The 19,830-nt window shown below is 56.1% G+C and carries 18 protein-coding genes; 6 read left to right on the top strand and 12 right to left on the bottom strand.

Annotated elements, in window-relative coordinates:
- Window positions 1-116: 116 nt before the first annotated feature.
- The 8 genes from DXX99_RS06150 to DXX99_RS06110 all read right to left on the bottom strand — a co-directional run bounded on the left by DXX99_RS06150 (window position 117) and on the right by DXX99_RS06110 (window position 8,415).
- Window positions 117-668, bottom strand: coding sequence for a DedA family protein (locus DXX99_RS06150; protein ID WP_165847740.1), 552 nt, complete (start codon window positions 666-668; stop codon window positions 117-119).
- 45 nt (window positions 669-713) lie between these two features.
- A complete protein-coding gene (locus tag DXX99_RS06145; RefSeq protein WP_115792622.1) occupies window positions 714-1,508 on the bottom strand; it encodes a PIG-L deacetylase family protein in 795 nt (264 codons plus the stop codon).
- Entirely contained in the window at window positions 1,495-2,673 is a 1,179-nt protein-coding gene (locus tag DXX99_RS06140) for a glycosyltransferase (RefSeq protein ID WP_115792621.1), read from the bottom strand. The genes DXX99_RS06145 and DXX99_RS06140 overlap by 14 nt, the downstream gene beginning before the upstream one ends.
- 51 nt (window positions 2,674-2,724) lie before the next feature.
- Window positions 2,725-4,956 carry a putative bifunctional diguanylate cyclase/phosphodiesterase gene (locus DXX99_RS06135; protein ID WP_115792620.1) on the bottom strand — a complete coding sequence of 744 codons (2,232 nt, stop codon included), beginning with the start codon at window positions 4,954-4,956 and terminating at the stop codon, window positions 2,725-2,727.
- 84 nt (window positions 4,957-5,040) lie between these two features.
- Complete coding sequence (gene aroH, locus DXX99_RS06130) at window positions 5,041-5,421, bottom strand: chorismate mutase (RefSeq protein WP_205664655.1); 381 nt, start codon at window positions 5,419-5,421, stop codon at window positions 5,041-5,043.
- Window positions 5,422-5,431: 10 nt separating this feature from the next.
- Entirely contained in the window at window positions 5,432-5,896 is a 465-nt protein-coding gene (locus DXX99_RS06125; RefSeq protein WP_115792619.1) for a hypothetical protein, read from the bottom strand.
- Between the two features lie 59 nt (window positions 5,897-5,955).
- Window positions 5,956-6,711: a pseudouridine synthase gene (locus DXX99_RS06120; RefSeq protein WP_115792688.1), complete on the bottom strand. Its 756-nt coding sequence runs from the start codon at window positions 6,709-6,711 to the stop codon at window positions 5,956-5,958.
- A 183-nt stretch (window positions 6,712-6,894) separates the two neighbouring features.
- A complete protein-coding gene (locus tag DXX99_RS06110; protein WP_115792618.1) occupies window positions 6,895-8,415 on the bottom strand; it encodes a recombinase family protein in 1,521 nt (506 codons plus the stop codon).
- Window positions 8,416-8,807: 392 nt separating this feature from the next.
- On the opposite strand from DXX99_RS06110, the gene DXX99_RS06105 reads away from it, so the two are divergent.
- From DXX99_RS06105 to DXX99_RS06090, 4 genes are all read left to right on the top strand, one after another.
- Window positions 8,808-9,893, top strand: a complete 1,086-nt coding sequence (locus tag DXX99_RS06105) for a DNA cytosine methyltransferase (RefSeq protein WP_115792617.1) — start codon at window positions 8,808-8,810, stop codon at window positions 9,891-9,893.
- Window positions 9,860-10,639 carry an HhH-GPD family protein gene (locus DXX99_RS12125; RefSeq protein ID WP_115792616.1) on the top strand — a complete coding sequence of 260 codons (780 nt, stop codon included), beginning with the start codon at window positions 9,860-9,862 and terminating at the stop codon, window positions 10,637-10,639. Before DXX99_RS06105 ends, DXX99_RS12125 begins: the two co-directional genes overlap by 34 nt.
- Window positions 10,640-10,653: 14 nt before the next feature.
- A complete protein-coding gene (locus DXX99_RS06095) occupies window positions 10,654-11,526 on the top strand; it encodes an NgoMIV family type II restriction endonuclease (protein ID WP_205664654.1) in 873 nt (290 codons plus the stop codon).
- Between the two features lie 92 nt (window positions 11,527-11,618).
- On the top strand, window positions 11,619-12,380 hold the full coding sequence (locus DXX99_RS06090) for a hypothetical protein (RefSeq protein ID WP_115792614.1): 762 nt from the start codon (window positions 11,619-11,621) through the stop codon (window positions 12,378-12,380).
- Window positions 12,381-13,000: 620 nt separating this feature from the next.
- Here DXX99_RS06090 and DXX99_RS06085 read toward each other — a convergent pair.
- Window positions 13,001-13,555 (bottom strand): Clp protease N-terminal domain-containing protein, encoded by a 555-nt coding sequence (locus DXX99_RS06085; protein WP_276308331.1) that lies wholly within the window; start codon window positions 13,553-13,555, stop codon window positions 13,001-13,003.
- A 195-nt stretch (window positions 13,556-13,750) separates the two neighbouring features.
- A complete protein-coding gene (locus DXX99_RS11910; RefSeq protein WP_240610845.1) occupies window positions 13,751-14,572 on the bottom strand; it encodes a thermonuclease family protein in 822 nt (273 codons plus the stop codon).
- Window positions 14,573-15,127: 555 nt separating this feature from the next.
- On the opposite strand from DXX99_RS11910, the gene DXX99_RS06075 reads away from it, so the two are divergent.
- A complete protein-coding gene (locus DXX99_RS06075; RefSeq protein WP_134642960.1) occupies window positions 15,128-15,625 on the top strand; it encodes a hypothetical protein in 498 nt (165 codons plus the stop codon).
- Window positions 15,626-15,718: 93 nt separating this feature from the next.
- On the top strand, window positions 15,719-16,573 hold the full coding sequence (locus DXX99_RS11325; RefSeq protein ID WP_134642959.1) for a hypothetical protein: 855 nt from the start codon (window positions 15,719-15,721) through the stop codon (window positions 16,571-16,573).
- A 137-nt stretch (window positions 16,574-16,710) separates the two neighbouring features.
- On the opposite strand, the gene DXX99_RS06065 is transcribed toward DXX99_RS11325, so the two are convergent.
- Both DXX99_RS06065 and DXX99_RS06060 read right to left on the bottom strand, forming a co-directional pair.
- Window positions 16,711-18,675, bottom strand: a complete 1,965-nt coding sequence (locus DXX99_RS06065; protein WP_115792611.1) for a VirD4-like conjugal transfer protein, CD1115 family — start codon at window positions 18,673-18,675, stop codon at window positions 16,711-16,713.
- Complete coding sequence (locus DXX99_RS06060) at window positions 18,638-19,627, bottom strand: hypothetical protein (RefSeq protein ID WP_115792610.1); 990 nt, start codon at window positions 19,625-19,627, stop codon at window positions 18,638-18,640. The genes DXX99_RS06065 and DXX99_RS06060 overlap by 38 nt, the downstream gene beginning before the upstream one ends.
- Window positions 19,628-19,830 lie beyond the last annotated feature (203 nt).

Genomic DNA, 19,830 nt, shown 5'->3' with positions numbered 1-19,830 from the left:
CTCTTGTCCGGCTTTCTCTGCCCTTGGAGCAGGCTGAATAGTTGCAATTTATTATAACTGAAAGCCTGGGAGCAAGAAAACGGGGGAAAACGCAAGTATACAAAAGACAAAGTGGTTCAGTGTAATTTTTTCCTGTGACGCTGCCAGTAACAGCGTAAGGCGAAGAGGAAGAGAAGGGAGGAGATTATGGCTGCCATCACCGCCCAACGGGCCGAGGTAGAAAAACTACAGAGGGAAAGGAAGCGCCGGGTGAGTTCCAAAAGTCCCCAGTTGAAAATTATTGTGCCGCCCAAGGTCGCCAAAAGGAAGCTGGGAAAGCCGAGACGAGCGAAACCGGCGACGAAAGAAGACCAGGGACGAACATAGCCCACAAAGCGGCAGGCGAATACGGCCCATAACCCGTAGCGGGCGTACCAGCGCTCAAGTTTGTCGGCTAAAGTCATAAACTCTACATTACGGGCGAAACGGCGTCTCACCCACCTCTCCATGCCCAGACCCAGGAAATAAGCCACAGCACTCCCCGTGAGGTGACCGGCGGTGAGGAGCAAGAGGAGGAAAGAGTAGGGATAACCCTGATCGAGAAGGGCACACGCCGCAACGTAAGCCGCCTCGGTGGGAAAAGGCACGCCCAGGTTCTCCACCGCCACGCTCAAAAAAATGCCGGCCACACCGAGATACTCCCAGATACCCTTTCCCTCCCTGGAATCCGTTATTTAAGGCGTCCAGCGGGCGAAGAGTTCGTTTTGTCTGATGAAGCTGTGCAGCAGCGGTCTCAAGAAGGGGTTGCGGAGTTGTGTGCGGTACTGCTCAATAGCCTCTGCCTTGCAGTGCAGTACCTCCGCCGGTAAAGGAAATTTTAACCATTGTTGATCGAAGCTCAACATGGCTACCGGAGGCAAAAGATACCCTTGCCGAGCTAGGGCTTTTGGCTGCGGAAAGTAGCGGTGATGCACCAGGTAGCGGCAGGCCAGGCATTCTTTGCCGGTGTATCCTTGCTCCTTTAGGACTTCCTCCACCATCTCTCCGAGCACTGCGTGGTCGGGATGATGATCGGCGGGATGGGGGTAAAGGACCACCGTGGGGGAGAAGTTATTTATCTCCCAAGCGATGCGGGACTTAAGGGGCAAGCAGTAAGCTCTGAGGTGACCGTCAGGGTAACCCCAGAAGACCAGGTTTTTTTCCGGAATGCCCAGGATGCCAGTAGCACGGCGAAACTCCTGGTAACGCAAGTCCTTAAGGCCATGCTTATTGCCGTCGGTGGCCAGCACTATCCGGATCTCCGCTCCTGCTCGCTGAGCCAGACAGAGGTATCCTCCGGCCGCGATGGTTTCGTCGTCAGGATGAGGGGAGAAACAAAGTACGCGGTCGGTGGCTTTGGGCGAGGGCATGTCGCGCAAGAGATAGTAAGCCGGCTGCGGAAGAACGCTGTAGGCGTAGCCGTGATAAATGTACCCCCCTAACATAAGCAGGACGGCCGTCAAGGCTACATAAAGCCTATGCTTTCCCATTCCGCACCACCCGATGGTAAATTTCTTCTATACGGGCCATGCTGGCCTCCAGTTTATGCGTCACCACCTTCTCCAGACTCTTTTTTCCCATGCGCCGACGCAAGTCCTCGTCGGCCAACAATAAATTCACCTTCTCCGCCAGATCTTCGGGGTCGCCCAGCTTGAAGAGAAAACCGTTCTCCCCATCGGCGACCAGTTCCGGCAGAGCTCCCGCCCGCGCCGCCACTATTGGCAAGCCCGAAGCCATGGCTTCCAGCGTCACGATGCTCTGCGACTCTATGCCGGAGGGAATAACGAAGCAGGCAGCCAGCTGGTAAAGGCGCGGGAGGTTCTCGCTGTGGTTAGCGAACGGGCCTAGAAAGGTTACGTGCGAGGCTAGGCCGTCTTTTCTTACCCAGCGTTCGAATTTTTCCCGCAGATTGCCCGTGCCGCAGAGCACAAAGTGTACATCGTGCCGCGCCAAGATGAGCGGCATGGCCCTTATCAGGGTGTCAAGGCTTTTATCGGGATCCATCCTTCCCACGTAAAGGACGATGGGCTTGGCCGGCAGATGGAAAGCCAAACGCGCGGCCAGAGGGGGCTCGTAAGCGAAGAAACGATCAAGATCCACCCCGTTGGAAATGGCGGTCACCGGTACGGCCACGCCAGCGGACAAGAGATCTCGCCTCACCGTCTCGCTGGGACAGATCACGTGCCGGCACTGATTATAAAACTTCACCATGGCAGAAGTGAGCTTGCGGCGCAGAGGGCCATGAAAAGGACGCAAGAACCAGAGGTAAGCCAGCACGTACTCTAAGGTGAAGTGGTGGCTTATCACCACAGGAACCTTTTCTTCCCGGCAGGCTCTGAGCAGAGCTGAACCTATGGAAGTGGGATCTTGCAAGTGCACAATATCCGGACGCCATTCTCGCACCACGCGCCGCGCCAGGCTTAAGGGATAAACCGTCACCCGGAAACCTTTACGGAAGGGATGCCATACGGAAGCTACCCGCAACACGGTGAACCCTTCAGGGAAGCGCTCAGAAAAATTGCGGTAGCGGGGGGAAGGGACCATCACCGCCACCTCGTGACCTCGCCGGGCAAGATAGGACGCTAAATTGAAAGTGGTGACCGCCACGCCGGATATGTTGGGGTAAAAAGACTCCGACCCTATTAAGACGCGCATCGCCTCTCCCTTTGCCTCACAAGTCTTTTACCGAAAGGTTTTAAAGATATGTTACTTGCAAGCTTTATTCCTTTCAAGCTTCTCTGCGATAGATTCAGGGGAGCAGCGGAAAAGAGGGGGGCTGAAGAAATAACCTTGAGCGCAGTCTACACCCAAATCCTTCAGAATAGCTAAAACTTCTTCTCTTTCCACCCACTCCGCCACCGTTTCCTTCCGGGCAGCGCGGGCCAGAGCAACAATGGCCTCAACCAAAGCTCGCATGGCCGGTTGCTTATCCAGATCTTTAACAAAGATGCCGGCGATTTTGATCACGTCCAGCATGCCCTCGTCCAAAAGCTCTACCAGCCAACTGAAGGAGGAGTGGCCAGCGCCAAAGTCGTCTATAGCCAGGAAGCAGCCTATTCGCTTTAGCTCCTTGAGCCACTCTTTGACCTGGTGAACGTTCCGCACCACCGACCTTTCGGAAATCTCAAAGCCCAGCCGCGAAGGCGCTACTCGCTTTTCCTCCAGCTGCCGCTTCACAAAGGCGATGAAATCCTTGTCCCCTATGGTAAAGGAGGAGAGGTTCACAAAAACCCGACTCTGAGGGTTGGCAACCAGATAGTCCACCGCCCGGGTTACCACGTAGCGGTCAAGCCGGGGCAAAAGACCGTAACGCTCCGCGTATGGAATAAACTGATGGGGTAGAAGCAGTCTTCCGTCCCTGGTCTTCAAGCGCAGGAGAGCTTCGCAAGAGCAAAGCATCCCCGTGCGCAAATCCACAATGGGCTGGTAAAGCAAAACGAAGTGCCCGTGCGCCAGTGCGTCCTGCAGGCGGCTCAGCCAGTCCCCTCCCTCTCGAAGCTCTTCTCGCTTTTCCTCCGGCGGTAGGTAGACGGTGCGATTTCCTCCCTCGGCTTTGGCCAGGTAAAGGGCTTCGTCGGCCCGGGCCAGCACCTGCAAAGGGGTGTCCCCCTCGGTTATCTGGGTAATCCCTACGCTCAACCCCAGAGGAAAGGCGCGCCCCTCCACCATCAGCGGGGAGGAGCAAACCGCCTCGCGCAGCCGTGTGGCTCGGTCTTCGGCCTCGGCCAGATCTGCCTCTTCCAGAAGGACCGCGAACTCGTCCCCACCTAAGCGGGCCAGGAAGTCTCCCTTACGGAGCACTCTTTTCATCCTCTCCACCACCGCCCGCAAGGCCCGGTCTCCAGCGGCATGGCCTAAAGTATCGTTGATCAGCTTGAACTGATCGAGGTCGAGAAACAAGAGCATACCTCGCCTGGCGTGGCTGGCTGTTTTTTTCAGAAAGTCTTGGAGGGCGGTCTCTAGGGAGTAACGGTTAGGAAGCCCCGTCAGGAAGTCATGTGCGGCTAGAAAGTAGAGCTGCTTTCGCTGCCAGAAAAAGTAAAGAGCAAAAACCGAGAAAGAAAAAAGGGCTAATAAAAGCCAGGCGCTGGCCCCTACAGCCAGTGACGCAAGAACGACCTCCCTCTCCTTGGCCCTGACTTTTGCTGGGTCAATTGCTACTATTACCCACCAGTTCCAGCCGGGTATTTCGAAGAGATGCATCTCCAAAACACTACCACTATGGTAAGGAAAAGTCAGCACTTCGGGAGCAAAAAGAGGTTCTTCCAGCAGCTGCCACCCGACTAGCTCCCGCTTTTCTCCCGTCCAGGCCACGACATATCCGTGACTGTCCAGCACTCCCAACTGCTCCCCCCAACTCGCCCGCTGCCCGGCGAGGAACTGGCGAAAATTAGAAGACGGCACCGCTACGGCCACCACTCCTAGGAGCTGTGACTCCCGGTATACGGGAGTGGCAAAGAAGATGTAATAGTCTCCGGTTGCGGGATCGCGCACGGGGGGCAAAACGACCAAACCTCTTTTATGCACCGCTTCGGTGTACCAGGGCTCCTGCCGGCCATCCTGTCCCCAAGGGTAGGGGGAGCCTAATATCCTGCCGTCCTCTGCCTGGACATAGTAGAGCCTCAGCACAGAAGTAAAGCTCCTGGCCCAATGGGCAACTGACTCTTCCGCTTTCTCCTGATCCCTGGTTGCCAACTCGCTGGCGATGGTGTTCAATAGCCCCCGATAAAGCCCAAGAGTATTCTGCAGGAGGTAGACGCCGTTCAGGCCCTTAGAATCGATTTCCCTGGCTACCTCGCGGCGGAAGTCTTCCTGATTTTGCCAGGTATACCGGCCGAAGTAAAGAAGGAGGAAAACGCCTCCCAGTATCACAACAGCGATGGTGGTCAACAGAACCTTCCGGACCGAAATTTCGACTCTCTCGATATAATAAGCCATTGGCGCTAGCCTCTCGACATTTTTCCTGGTTATCCGATTAATCTTCTACTACTCCGTGCCATCCTCCTCCCTTTTCCTGCCGAACTACTTTCGCGGCGGAGCCAGATCGGGGCGAAGAACCGCCGCTTCTCCCAGGTAAAGGTGCTTAATCTCTTCTTGGGATTTTTCGGTGTTGGCCAAAAGAAGCACCCTTACAACACGGGGAAGAGAGCCCGGTACATCTATCTCCCGGGCACACAGGAGGGGAACATAATGCCAGCCCAGTTCCCGCGCTGCCAGTGCCGGGAACTCGGCGTTCAGATCCGGGGTTAGGGTAAAAAATACACCGGCTATATCTTCCACCGCCAGCTCGTTTTCCCGCAACAAAGCCAAAAGCAGCTCCTTGGTGGCTTCGAGTATAGCCTCGCGTGTATTCTCCTTCACAGTTATAGCTCCGCGAATGCCTCTGACGGGTATTAAAACCACTCTCCTTTCCCTATCTCCCCTCCAACTTCTTTTCTAATTTCTGTCGGTAACGCATAACTTCCTCTCCCATGCGGTAGAAAATTCTCTCTAGCTCGTGCTTGCTCAGAAGCACGTTCTCGGGGGACAGGATTTCTATCTTGCGGAACTCCTCTCGGAAGACCAGGCGCACCAAGTCCTCCACTCCGTCCGCTACCACCGTGATCTCCAAAGGGGCGTAGGCCACTTCCGTCCCCAGCGCTTCGTCGAAAACCGTGTATACCTCCTGCCCCATATCGATATTTTCCACCCTAAGGCCTTGAAAGGGTATGTTGCGAAAGTAAGCAGCCTGTTGCTCCCGCGCTTCTTCTGCCGCCTTTTCTATGTTTTTTCCGCCGAAGAAAAGTCGTCCTGAGCGCCCCGCTCCCCGAAAATCAAAGCGGATGCGGGCCTTGATTTCTCTTTCGGTGAGTTCCTCCCCCGTCAAACTCCTAACCACTTCTCTTCCTCCTCCAGAACCTTCTAAAGTAAATATTTGCTAAACACCAACTCTTCGATTCAAGGGCGAAACCCTTTTTTCGCCCCTTCCACAAGTCCCGCCGCCTTTCGAAGACTTTCCACCTCGCGGGGAGTAAGATGTCTATATTCCCCCGGGCGTAAAGGGCCCAGCCTCACCGGCCCTACCGCCACTCGCTTCAACCGCGAAACTTCATAGCCCAAAGCCCTAAACATACGCCTTATCTGCCTTTTACGTCCTTCCCTGATAGTCAACTGCAAAATCGTCTCTCCTTTTGTGCGCCGCAAAGCTCGCACCTCAACAGGCAGGGTAGGACCGTCTTCCAGTTCTATTCCCCGACGTAGAAGGTCTAGCTTTTCCTTCCCCACCTCCCCTTTCACCCACACCAGGTAGGTTTTAGGGACATGAAAGCGCGGGTGCAGGAGACGGTGGGCCAGTTCCCCATCATTAGTGAGCAGGAGCAACCCCTCGCTGTCATAATCTAAGCGCCCTACGGGGAATACCCTTTCCCTTAACCCCTTAAGAAAATCGGTTACTTTCGGACGTCCTTGAGGATCGTGAAGAGTGGTGACCACACCCCGTGGCTTATGAAAGGCCAGATAAATTAGGCGCTCGGGCAGCTTAATCGGCTTGCCATCCACCTCAATCAAGTCCCTTTCCGGGTCCACCTTAACTCCCAGCTTGTCCACTACTTGACCGTTGACTCTTACCCTTCCGGCGAGAATAAGTTTTTCGGCCTTGCGGCGCGAGGCTATCCCCGCCCGCGCTAGGACTTTTTGCAGGCGCTCCTCCGGCAAAAACATCACCACCTCTCTTACCATAATTTAACCGAAGATCAGCCGCACGAAAAATACCGAGGCTAGGAAGGTGGTGATGTCGGCAATGAGCCCGGTAATGGGGGCATAGCGATACTTCTTTATTCCAATTGAGCCAAAGTACAGAGAAAGAACATAGAAAGTGATCTGGGTTTTTAAAACGCTTTACCTTTTCCCCCTGCCCTTTTCCCAGAATATCTCCCGGAAAACCCTGTCCCCCGTCCGGAGGCAGACGGTGACAGTGCGGTGGCCCGGCACACCCGTCCTGTAGACCAGCACCTCCTCCACCAGGAGCCTCACGAGCCCCCGCTTCTCCCCGTCCTCCAGCCCGTCGAGCCGCGACAGGAACTCCTCCGCCCGGCGGCGCAGGTCGTCTATCTTTCTCTCAGCCTTCTCCCGCGCCCTGAGCGCTTCCTCCAGCGCGGCCTTCCGCTGCAGGAGCTCTTCCCGGCGGCGTTTGATCTCGGCCAGGCGCGCCGCGACCTCCTCGTCCAGGTCCAGCAGGCCCGCCGACAGGGCGTCCAGGACGGCCGCCCTCCCCTTCTCGACGCGCTCCAGGGCCTCCTCCACCCGCCCGAGCTCCTGCTCCAGGGCGGGGTCTTCCCGCTCCCTCCGGATTTCCCGCATGAGCGCGTCGGGGTCTCTGAGCAGAGAGGTGACTACCTCCCAGACGAGGGGTTCCAGCCTGTCGGCCCGCACCCTGTTGCCGCACCCGCGGCAGGCGTAAGTCCTGGCGTAGTACTTGCCCCAGACGCCCACCGCGCTCGTCGGCATCGGCTCCCCGCAGTGCCCGCAGGTTGCCAGGCCCGCGAGCAGGTGCCTGGGCCGGTTGCGCCCGGCGTAAAGCCGCCTGATCTTTTTGAGCTTTTCCTGAGCTTGCTCGAAGGTCTCCGGATCGATAATCGGGGGCACGGGTATGGGGATCCACTCCTCTTCGGGCTTCAGGGGGTAGTCCCTGCCCCGGCGCGGTACGGAGCAGTCGCGCCGGTTGAAGAACCAGGTCCCCGTGTAGGTGGGATTGGAGAGCACGTTAGCAACTACGGTCTGGTACCACTTTCCCCCGTTCTTCGACGGGACGCCCAGGGCGTTGAGCCTCTTCGCTATGCCGGTCGTGCCTATGTCTTCGTTCACGAACCAGTCGAAGACCTGCTTCAAAATTCGAGCTTCTTCTTCGTTTATCTTCACCTCGCCGGTCTCCGGGTCGTAGTCGTAGCCGTACACGTGAAACCGGTGGGGGATCTTCCCCTGCTTCGCCTTGGTGAGCTTCCCGCGCACCGTGCGGTCGCGGATCTTCTCCCTCTCGTACTCCGCTATGGCCCCCCGGATGGAGTAGAAGAGCCTGCCCTCCGGTGTGTCCCGCCACTCGTACTCCACGAACTCCAGCCTCACCCCCGCCCTCTCGAACTCCTCCGTCAGGAGGAGCTGGTGGGCGAGCTTCCTGGAGAGCCGGTCGGGGTCGCGCACCACGATGAGGTCCACTTCCCCACGGGCCACCGCTTCCCTTAACGCCGTGAGCCCCGGCCTTTCGAGCACCGCCCCGGAGTGCCCCTCATCGGCAAACTCCACTACCGCCTCTGCTCCCAGTTCCTCTGCCTTCTTCCGGCAGGCTTCTCTCTGCTCGGCCAGCGAGTAGCCGTGCAGGGCCTGCTCCTCCGTGCTCACCCGCACGTATATCGCCGCCCTCATTTTCTTCCTCCTCCAGCCTCCGCAGGAAGATCCGGGCCAGGTACCTGTACGCCTCTCTCAGGACTTCTTCTCTCTCCAAGTCGAGACACCTCCTCGGCAGCCCCGGAAAAGGCTACGCGGCGCGAACTTTGTCCTATGACAGCGAAAAAGCCCGGTTCTTACACCGGGCTTTGTAGTGAGGGGCTGCCGCTGCACCTCCCCGAAAAAAGGCTAATTCCTGGCAGGAATTTTCCTGCTAGGGATTAGCAGGGGAAAAGCTTTGACCGGAGAATCATATTCTCACTAGAGGCGTGCGTGGAGGGGAAAATTGCTAGCAGGCAGGCCCGGACTTGCAGTTGGCCCCGGTTATCGGAACCCGGTGGGGTTCGGGGAAGATCTGGAGGAGATAAAAAATGAGTAGTAAAAACTGGGATAGGCTTCACAGCACCCTGGTGCCTATCTTAAGTCTTTTCTCCGGCGCAGGAGGGATGGACCTGGGTTTTTACCGGGCAGGGTTTATGGCCCTGCTAGCGATTGACATATCGCCTGCAGCTGTTAAGACATATAAGCGAAATCACCCGCACGCCCGCGTTGAGTGTCTCGATCTCTCCCAGGTGCAGGCAGAAGAACTCGTGGAGTTATGGAACTCCTGTAGCGGGGGACAAGCTCCCGTGGGTATTGTGGGTGGCCCACCCTGCCAGGCGTTTTCTGTTTCGAACGTGAGGCAATCACCTGACGATCCCCGGGCGCAGCTTGTGGTGCGCTATGCGGAAATTATACGCGTTTTCGCGGAGCGTGCAGGTATTGCCTTTTTTGTCTTTGAGAATGTTCCTGGGTTGCTTGGAAAGCGTCACAGGGATCGGTACGAGTTGTTTAAAAAACTATGCAGGCATGCCGGGTTCAGGATATACGAGAAACTTATTGATGCAGTCAACTTTGGCGTGCCCCAGTACCGGCCCAGGATTTTCGTGGTTGGTTTTAATGAGAACCTGCTTCCAGATATTGAGTTTGAAATACCAGAAGGGGATAGCGAACCTGTTCCTGTCTCCGCAGTCTTGCAGGGACTACCTGAGCCAGCTTATTACCGTCCTGGGTTAAAGCCCGGGGATATCCCTTTTCACCCTAACCATGTGACGCAGAGACCAAAATCAGAAAAATTCCGGAACGGGTCTCTAGTGCCTGGCAAGGTCGTGGGTCGTAGCTTCCGCGTTCTCCGGTGGGATGCCCCGAGTTGGACTGTTGCATACGGACACCGCGAGGTACACATTCATCCCGGCGGCCATCGTCGACTTTCGGTACTCGAGGCTATGCTCCTGCAAGGATTCCCGCCCAGCTATGTCCTCGAAGGGACCCTGAGCCAGCAAATCACACTGGTTAGTGATGCTGTACCTCCGCCCGTAGGCGAGGCAGTTGCGCGGGCAATAGCGCAAGCCCTGGAAAAAGCCCGGGGGGGACTGGTTGAGAAATGGCAAGCTCTCGCAGCTCCAGGCGGGATATAGAAACGGCTACTAACTCGCCCGGACAGGCAGGTGCCAGGGATAGCGCGAGCCGGAACCAGCTTTCGGGTATCCCTGAAGGCTTTTTTATCCAGTGGTTTAAAAGCCACGGCCGTTATTTTCCGTGGAGAGAACGGCATGTTACGCCGTTTGGTGTTCTGGTAGCAGAAATCCTACTGCGGCAAACGAAAGCAGAAATGGTGGCAAGCTGCTGGCCGGAACTGGTTAAGAGATACCCGAGCCCGCAGGAGCTAGCACAAGCCAGGGAGGGAGAGATATGGGAACTAGTACATAATCTCGGGCTAGGGCGCCAGCGAGTACTTGCCCTGCGAGCTGTTTCAAGCGAGCTAGTGAGGCGCTTTAAAGGCCAGGTACCTGCATCGCTTGAAGAGCTGCTAAGCCTACCCCATGTCGGGCTTTACACGGCACACGCTGTTTGTGTCTTTGCGTTCGGGATGCGGCTACCAGTAGTTGATAGTAACGTAATTAGGCTTTTCTCTCGCCTGACTGGACAGCAGATGAAAAAGGATATAAGACGCTGCCTGGTAGCATGGGAGATTGCGTGGAGTATTTTACCTGCAACAGGAGCTCGCGAGCACAACTTTGGGCTTCTTGATTTTGCTGGAACAGTTTGTACTTCATTGTATCCTGCATGTATTAGTTGCCCTATTAGCTGCTACTGCGTATATCACGCATGTAGTAACAAGTTCATTACTAATTCCAGTTCTTCCCGGGGTGATGATACATGAAGAGGGGTGTTTCGTTGATAGAAGAAAAGCGCCGGGAGTATCACAGGAAACTCTGCACTTGTGTGCTAGGATTTCGAGAAGGTATTCCTACAAACGCCGACAAAAAAAGCAAAACAAGTACAAGAATAGCCCGGGCTCTCGCTAGCATGATATCTCGCAGCGCTGGAGTCGAGTTAAGGGAGATTGACGCTAAGCCACAAGAACTTGGTGGGATATTTACAACTTGCACCAGGGAATTCCTGGAGGAAACTTTTAAATCGCTTGATCATGCCCGCCCCGGGCCCTGGGATTTTGATACCAGCCAGGCTAGGCTAGGAATAGCTCGGTACGAGCCTTATATTCATCTTGCTGCGCTAGATGAACTTGTAAAGCTCCTTGAAAGCAAGAATCCCGCACTAGCGACGGCTTTTGAACGAGATTACCTTATAATACCTGATATTGTCATTGCTCGCAGGCCATGGCCGGATGAAGAAATTAATAGGGGGGATTTAATTATTATTGAAGGCGATGAATATGCCAGGTATTCGCCATTTCGCAAAAAGCGCGACGACCAGCCCTCTATTCTTCATGCCAGTATATCGTGCAAGTGGACTCTCCGGAGTGACCGTGCCCAGAATGCCCGTACCGAGGCCCTAAACCTGATCCGCAACCGGAAGGGAAGAACTCCCCACATCGTGGTGGTTACCGGCGAGCCCCTACCTACGCGGATTGCCTCTATTGCGCTTGGAACGGGAGATATTGATTGCGTCTATCATGTGGCGCTCCTAGAACTGCGCCAGGTAATACGTGAAGCAGGAAACGAGGACCAGGCAGATATGCTAGACCAGCTTGTGGAGGGCTCCCGGCTGCGCGATATTAGTGACCTTCCCCTGGACCTGGCTATTTAGCTAGCCAGAAGGGAGAAACACAGTCTAGCCGAATGTTGGGACAAGCAAGATGTTTGTACAAATTGTCGTTTTAAAGGGGGAACCTGCCTGTTATGCGCGTGAGTTTTGATGATTGTGTAGAGGAACTCGTGAAAAATAACCCCGAATCAGAATATAAGTTAAAAGAGTGGGAAAAGCGTTATGAAAGGCTGGAGTCTCCTAGAGAAAAGGTTCTTCAGCACAAGTTTATCTCCGAAGTTAAACGTTTTACGCATGAGTTTTTGTTTAGGATAACTGCTAGCGACGTTAAAAAAATAGGCGAGGAGACCCGCCACGCACTTGGCGATCTCAAGAGTGATACGGATCCTATTCAAGATGTAGAAGATTTCTATACCCCGTTTGCGGTAGAGTATTTTCTCCACGGGCTATTGGAGGAGAACAAGCGCCTTCCCACTTTTCAAGAGTTTTGGGGAGCAATGGGCGGAAAGTACAAGAAGTATTACATGGATGAACTGTTTCTCAAACTAGGAGGAAAATACGACAAGATATGCTTAAAAAGAGCAATACAGTGGCGGCTAGGCAAGTTCTATTACTCCTGGCTCCGGGAGCTTTATGTACTGGCGTTGCTACGGGAAAACCACGGGCTGGCCTTAAAATATCACCTTTTTGCTGATCTCGTGCTCTCTATAGACGCATGGTATGGGAAAAAGGTGCTTTGTATAAGAGTCCCAAGCAAGTATGCTAGCCGGAAGTCCTCCCCCCCGCACGGGTTCACCATAGTAGAAGCAAGGATTCCCCGCCAGGGCTATGGCAAGCCCTGGCTTCTCGACGAGACCGAGTTAGAAAGGATAGCCCAGAAGTTTAGAGAGCCATAAACCCGAGAAAACCCGAGAACTAGGTAGAACAAAAAAAACATCTTGCCTGGAGCCCCGGACGGTCTGGCTTCGGTAAAAGCACCACCAGCCGCTTTTGCGCTTATCCACGAAAAGCTTAGACACCTTCCTACCCCTGGCCGTGTACATCTTCCGCACCAACTCCGCTTTCTCTCCCGGACCGAGCACGCGCACGCATTTTTTCCCCTGCCCGTCCTCACCTTCTCTATGCGTTCCACGCCGTAGCACGTACTCAACGGCCTGGTCTCGGCCAGAGCCTGCGCCACCGTGTCCACCTGCTCGGAGGAAAGCATCATCCTCTCTCCGGCGCAGGTAACCTACCAACTCCACTCCGAAAGATGGGCATGGAGCAGCCTTCTGCTTTAAGCCACCGGCAGCGGGTGAAGAGGACCACCGGAAACACACATCCCTCCAACAAACCCAGGCCTAGCCCTTTGAGCCACTCCAACCCTCTCCTCAGCACCAGGTTCCTTGCTATTCCACGTCGCCAGTTGCTGTTTGTGTAAACCTGGGGTTTTGGAGCTAGCGAGTCTTTTGGTCCTCCAATCAAACTCTCTGCACCGACTAAGGCAATAAGACTTTAGTCAGCAACCGGACTCTGTTCATGTTGCACCAGGCGCGCCAGCGTTGAGCACTTCCAATACCTTGGTCCTTACCTTATCCAGATCAGCACCGGATATACCGAGAACCTGGGCCGCTACTCCCTCGCCCTCACGTATGAGCCCTAGAAGCAAATGCTCGGTGCCCACGTAGTTATGCCCCAGCTGCCGCATCTCTTCTACTACCAGCTCCAGCACCCGCTTGGCCCGCGGGGTCAAGGTAACTTCTGGCTCCTCTCCTCGCCCCACTATTCGCTCCACCTTCTCCCGCACGGCGTCGGCACTTATTCCCAGGTTCTGAAGTGCCTTGGCCGCCACCCCTTCGTCCTCGCGCAAAAGCCCCAGCAGAATATGCTCCGTTCCGACGAAGGGGTAGTTCATGCGCCGCGCCTCTTCCTGTGCCAAGAGCAGAACTTTCTGCGCCCTACGGGTGAAGCGGGCACTGAAGTAACGGGGGCTTTCGCTGCCCTGACAATGGTTTTTCCTTTCTAAAATCTTCATTACAGTCTGGGCTATAATAAACCCGACTCCTGCCGCTATCAAAACCTCCGTTGTCACTGCGATCTACCCCCAGAAAATTTCTTGTCATGTTTTCCCCTCACACCTCACCTAGTTCTCCGCAGGCTGCTTCTTCATGTTGGCTGGCAGTCTAATGGCCCACCTGATCCAGAAGGGGAATTTCACTATCTACGTGCTCGTACATTCCCTTCCTCTTCCTGCCCGAGACCAGGAGACACCAATACGGCAGCTTCCTTACGGATTACACACCTCGCACGGCCTGTACCCCGCCTCCAGTGCTTCCTCCCTGCTCCTGAACTCCACCCGGTTGTGGGGAGCTATCTTCTGCGCCCACTCGCAGTCTGGACGATGGAAGACCTTCGACCGGGCGTTGCCGATATACCCAGCTTCCCCACCTTTACTGGTCGAAGGTGCGGCCGGAGCCAGGCCCCACAGCCCTTTCCCCTGCTCCCTGGCCTCCCGCTGGAACTTGACAAACAGGTCGGCGTACTTCACGTTGGGTTGGACCGTCATGACCTGGGCGTACCCGTCCAGCAGGAGCCGGGCGTTGAACATCTTCGACCGGACTTCATCCTCGGAGCCGGAGGAGGGCGGCTCAAGCCACACGTAGGCCAGGAGCCTGCCGTACCTGTCGCGCTCCTGGGTATCCAACTCAAGCCAGACCTTCTTTCCCAGGAGCCGCTTCGTGGTGTACTCCTTAGCTTCCCGGCCGTAGGGCTGCTCCTTTATGCCCAGGTCGGGGTGGCTTATCTCCGGGCAGTTCACCCCGATCATCCGCACCCGCTTGTCCCGGCCGTTTAACTTCACGTGGATGGTGTCGCCGTCGGAGACGGAGGTGACCAGGGCTTCGACTGCTTTGACCGCGGTTCCGGTTGGCTGCTCCGGCGAACCGGTCTGAGAGGGCGCCTGGTTAGCGGGCTGCTCTCGAACTACCTGGGCCGTCTGGTCCTTGCCCGGAGTGGCCTGGGGCTGCCCGCCGCAGCCCGCGAGCAGAAGGAAAGCGAAAACCAGCAACAGCAGGCGGGCAAGACTCGACAGGCCGATCCGGCTCCGCAAGGACACCACTCCCTTAAAGACTTTTAAAGGGCTATTCGACCTCAAGCTGCCCTTGTCCTCTTCCGGATCAGGAAAAAATGGGATGGATTTGGTTCCAAGGTAGCAGGAAAAAACACCTACAGGCCGAACCTGTAACCTCGATTTCACCCTTTTTATCGCCGAAAGCCCTATCGTAGGCAAAGAATTATGGGCTGGCACTAGCGTCAAAAGACAAAAGAGCTCGTAAGTGTTTTTCGTAAGCCAATGCCGGTCGAGTGTTCTGTGCAACAGACTGGGATACCTCTGTAAGAACAGCAGGAGGGACCTACGGTGAGTCTTACAAGTAAGCAGGTGATTGCGTGCCTCAGTAAAGCCCTGGCAGAACTGCTGAGCAGGACTGAGCTTGTAAATGCGCTGCGTAGTGTGGGTCTGGAGCCGCGACCGGGTTCTAGCAAGCTTGCTTGTGCCGAGGCAACTTTGCGGGCTTATGCTCACCGGCCCGAATTCGCCGATGCAGTTGCAAGGTTAATCCAACGAGTCCTAAAGGAGGCTCAACGGCAGGCTGCGTATAGGGAAATGAACGACCTGCCCGACCCTTCTGCCGACTTAGTGTGGGCCTTGCGGCGCGAAGGCTACGAAGTGAAAGGCAGTGATATCATACCGCTTGGATCGGCTGCTGCACTTCTTCCAGAACTTAAAGTAGCCCTGGAATCAAAGTTAGTACGGGCCGGCCTGACCACAGCTTTGGCCCACTTAGATGAGGCCACTGACACCCTGGCTCAAGGACAGTACGGTGCCTGCGCAGCAGCCGTCCGATCATTCTTGCAGGACGTCTTCGACCAGTGGGCCCTCCGGATGAATCCGTCAGCGGGCCGCAGAAATCCCGGCGGAGATCGTCGTAGGTGGCTTGAAAAACAGGGATTCTTGCCCCCTAAAGAAGCCGCACTGGTCAAGGCGTTTTTCGAGTGGCTACACCAAGCAGGTCCACATCCAGGTAAACCATCCGAGTCGGAGGCAAAAGCCAAATTTCATATAGCCTTGCACGCCGATAAGGATAAGGTTAGCGTATTGTGATGAGCGCCGGAGCTATTGCAAAAAGAGGTATGAGAATAGAGTAAAGCTAAACTTGGCACAGCGAGGTAATTAATAAGGAGTGGGGAAGAGAAAATGGCAAAATGGACAATAGGCTTTGAGGAGAATGGCAAACTTTATAAAGTAACCAAGATATTTACTTATAGAGACGGTGGTTTTGGAGTTGCCGTTCCCTATCATTTTGCTCACAAAGGCTACCTTTTCAAAGCTAGAGTAGATTATACAAAGCGAGAACAATGGATCCCTCGCGGAGAAGTGGTGGAATATGCTGCTTCAAACAAAGTTAAACTCTCTTTACACTTAGATGGATTTGTGCAATTCTCCGGGATAAAGCCCGGAAAGATTACTTCTGGGAGAGATTTAAAATCTGGTAAACCCCGGGGGTTAGGTGTTCAATCGCAGCCGTTAACAAATCCCATCAAATCAGGACCAGCATTTGGCATAACAATTTGGGGGTTATCAGAATTTGAACCTCTTTTGGAGCAAGAGCTTCAAGAGAAGACTACCATCGTTTTTTGGGAACAAGATTATTACTTAAGACATTGCACACCGGAAGACTGGAACGGCTATATTCTTGAAGGATTCGTTTTTGAAAGGGGAAAATACCCATATTTAAAATTTGAGATAAACCATAACCGGCTAGAACTTCATTACGTGAGGCCTTTCTTTCAATATGAAATCCCTGGCACCATTTTCCGCCTCAAAGCTATACCATCACAGAATCCCCATTACTTTATTTCCCTTATGGTATCCCGAATAAGGGTAGGGTTTCCTTCGAGCTCTGGCTTTTGCCTGGTTGGTCCAAGTGGAGAAGTTGAACTCGATCGATACGGCAGAGTTGTTAATGGTACAACATTGTGTGCAATTTATCCTGCACCGATGAAGGATTTGCCCTCACAAACCTTGGATTACAAAAAAAAGAAAGAATAATAAGAGATAATTCCTCTGACCATACTTCTGTCTTGTCTTACCAGAAAGAGAAGTTTTCTTCTCTTTCCCAGTAATCTTCTCCCCTAAAGGTGTCCCTCGAAAACAAAAGGCTCCGGCAGTTTTCAACCGGAGCCTTTCTACGCCCAGAAGCCCTCCTCCTGCCGCTCCCCCGCTCCAATTTCTCCTTCTCCGTCCCGCCGGACGGGAGATTCGGAAGGTCTTTTTTTCTGCTCCCCTGCTTCCCGCTCCTCTTCTTCCTGTTTCCCTGCCCCCGCCTGCTCGGAATCCTCCCGCCACGCCTCCGCCCACCCGGGCCGGTACTCCAGCACGTGCACAGGCTCAAGCTCTTTCACTAACGGGTGCTGGGTGTAGACGAGCTTCTTGAGCTTCACCGCCCGCCCGTCCGCCACCCGCACCACGCACTCGTCAAGCTTGAGCCTCGTCACCTCGGACAGGTCCATCAACGGCGCCCTCTCCACGCTCTCCGACTCCCTCCCGGCCCACGGGTCGAGCCACTTTTTTATGCCCTTGGGCCTCTGGTCGGTGACCTTCTTCACCGACGTGTGCCCCAGGATGTCGGAGACGTAGGCGGCCGTGCTCCTTTCAACACCGCCCAGGATGAGCCAGTAGTCGCAGTCGCCCAGGATTATCTCCCACAAGCTCTGCCCGTAGCTGTTCATGAGCTGCGGTATGTTCTGGAAGACCACCGTGACCCCGATCCCCCGCCCGCGCATGGTCGATATCTTCTTCTCAAAGTCCGGGACCGGCGGTATGTTGCAGAACTCGTCGAGCAGGAAGTGCACGGGGACGGGCAGGCGGCCCTTGGGCTGCCTGTCGGCATACCGCGTGAGCTTGATGAAGAGAAAGCTGTAAAAAAGCGCGGCCAGGAAGTTGTAGGTGGGGTGCGTGTCCGGCAGGACGCAGAAGTAGGCGCAGGGCCTCTTCCCCGGAAGCTCCAGGTCTATGTCGCTCGCCTGGGTCAAAGCGCACACCAGCCGGTCCTGGAAGACCTCAAGCCGCGTGCCCAGGCCGATTATCACCCCGGAGCGCACCGTCCCCGAGGTCTCCAGGAAAAGGTTGTACGGTAGCTTCGCCGGGTGGTCGGCAGGCAGGGCCTGGAAGATCCTGTCAAGCCGCTTCGAGTCCCCGGAAGCCAGGATGCGATAAAGCGTCCCCAAATTCCTCTGCGCCTGCGGCATCTCGCTCACCACGTACAGCACCAGGGCCTTTAACAAGTTCATCTCCGCGCGGTCCCAGAAGGGGTCGCCGCCCTTGCGCCCCGGCACCTGCGTGTTGGCTATCACCACGTTGGTGAAGAGCAGGGCGTCAAGAGAGCTCTTCACCTCCCCCAGCGGGTTCCACCGGTCGGAATTCAGCATCGACTCCAGGTTGAAGACCTTGACCACGTAGCCCCGCTTCTCAAAAAAGCGCCGGAAGTCTCTCACCAGCTCCCCCTTCGGGTCCGTCACCACCACGCTCGTCCCCGATACCGCCGCCTGGAAGAGGTTGCACCTTATCGGCCCCACAGACTTCATCCTCCCGGGCGGACCGAACACCGCCACGTTCCGGTTCCCGGGCGCTTTTTCCTTCAGGACGACGGGCCTTATACCCACCGGGGTGGAGACGCCGCCCAGAACGTACCCCGGTGTGGACCAGGAAAAGCCGAAGTACTCCCGCAAAGCGAAGGGGGAACTGAACCGCGCCGTGCCGCCGGGCGTCTCCCGGCCCTGGCTCGGCCCCTTTACACCGAAAAGGCCCTCCCCGTGCACGACCTTCAGGTAGGCCAGCACCCCTACCCCCGCCAGGCAGAGGTTCAAAATCCCCCAGACCTGAAAGACGGCAGGGGAGCTTAACTCTTTCAAGCCCAGCAGGCGCAGGAAAAAGGCTAAAGCCACCTGAAACGGATGGGCCAGGTACCAGCCGGGCCCGGGCGTGCTCGACGGCACGTTGAACAACAGCTCCCGGCACTTCACAAGCCACGCCGCCACAGGCGTCAAGAGCCACACGTCCAGGAGGAAAACCACCGGCAGGACCAGGGGAAGATACATCAGCCAGCGGTGCTTCTCAACCCTGTCTCTCAGGACGGAGAGCACCCTGTCCACCCGTCACCACCTCCCGGCAGGGAGGGCTTGAGCTCCGCTCAACGACCCCCAGGCCGGGAGGAAGCTCCGCCCAGCCGGAAAAGTCGTCCCTCAGGACGGCAAACTCCGCCCCGGGAAAAAGCACCGAGAAGAACCGGCGCTGACCGGAAAGGCAGACAAGCAGCTTCCCCGCACAGCCCCCCTCCAGCAAACGCCACCTGCTCACAAGGTCGTTCGCCACCAGCACCGCAACCTCGCGCCCGTTCCACCTCCAGCTCCAGGGAGCCACCCTCTCAATACCGGGAAAAACCCCCTCAAGTAGCCCCTCAAAGCCGGGAGACAGCATCCCGGCAAGCACCGCCGGCCCCCTGTCAGCAGGCAGAAGCAGCAGCTCTCCCAGCCCCAACCCCCGGCAGAACACCTCCGCCAGCCGCGAAAACTCCTCCATCCCCTCCTTCTTCAAGCAGAGTACCACCGCACGTGAAGCTCCGGTCTCTTTCAGCCCGTCAAAAACCCTCCCGATCGCAAACTGGCTCTTTCCCTCCAGCAGGAATACCCCGTACTCCCGGCCGCCCGCGTACACCGCCGCCACCAGGTGCTTCCTCTCCACACCACCAAGCTCCCTGCGAAGCTTGACCTCAACTCCAGGCACACACCGCAGGGCAAGGTAGAGGTCGGCAATCCCAAAAGACGCACCCCGCCTCTTCCTGGGAACCAGCACCACCTGCTCGCCACACTCCAGAAGGTCCAGAAGACGGGAAGTGGGCCAGACACACCCCTGCCTGCGCCTCACCAGCCTCCACTTCACAAGCTTCTTGACCCTGTTCAGGTGGTACTGCTGCGCGTCACCGTAAAACTTCCTTACGTGCTCCAGCGAAAGCACCCCCACCCCCGCCAGCACCCTCAAAAACTCCATGTCCCGCTCCGTCAGCTCCAGCCGCCTGCGCCCGTCCTTCAACACCACCACCGCCACCCAAAACCACCTCCCGTTATCTAAAATAGTTCTCTTTTTCACAAATTGCCCGTTCCCGCAGGCCACCTGCACCGCGCAGGCAAGACCGCAGGCCGGACAGGTACAAGCTACCGTCGTGCCCGAGCGTTGCCACTCCTGAAACTTCCGGACCTCACCACGTTTTCCTGCCCACCCTGTACCCGCGCGCCAGGTTGGGCTGGAGG

Origin of the sequence: Ammonifex thiophilus, assembly GCF_003368535.1 — a bacterium.
GTDB classification, from domain to species: Bacteria; Bacillota; Desulfotomaculia; order Desulfotomaculales; family Ammonificaceae; genus Ammonifex; species Ammonifex thiophilus.
The sequence above is the reverse complement of the archived record's forward strand: the minus strand, read 5'-3'. Positions and strand labels throughout refer to the sequence as shown.

Bases quoted from the DNA above. Each gene is read 5' to 3' on its own strand.
- DXX99_RS06145 (WP_115792622.1), bottom strand. From the start codon at position 1,508: ATGGGAAAGCATAGGCTTTATGTAGCCTTGACGGCCGTCCTGCTTATG.
- DXX99_RS06140 (WP_115792621.1), bottom strand. From the start codon at position 2,673: ATGCGCGTCTTAATAGGGTCGGAGTCTTTTTACCCCAACATATCCGGC.
- DXX99_RS06135 (WP_115792620.1), bottom strand. From the start codon at position 4,956: ATGGCTTATTATATCGAGAGAGTCGAAATTTCGGTCCGGAAGGTTCTG.
- DXX99_RS06110 (WP_115792618.1), bottom strand. From the start codon at position 8,415: ATGAGGGCGGCGATATACGTGCGGGTGAGCACGGAGGAGCAGGCCCTG.
- DXX99_RS06105 (WP_115792617.1), top strand. From the start codon at position 8,808: ATGAGTAGTAAAAACTGGGATAGGCTTCACAGCACCCTGGTGCCTATC.
- DXX99_RS12125 (WP_115792616.1), top strand. From the start codon at position 9,860: ATGGCAAGCTCTCGCAGCTCCAGGCGGGATATAGAAACGGCTACTAAC.
- DXX99_RS06090 (WP_115792614.1), top strand. From the start codon at position 11,619: ATGCGCGTGAGTTTTGATGATTGTGTAGAGGAACTCGTGAAAAATAAC.
- DXX99_RS06075 (WP_134642960.1), top strand. From the start codon at position 15,128: ATGAACGACCTGCCCGACCCTTCTGCCGACTTAGTGTGGGCCTTGCGG.
- DXX99_RS11325 (WP_134642959.1), top strand. From the start codon at position 15,719: ATGGCAAAATGGACAATAGGCTTTGAGGAGAATGGCAAACTTTATAAA.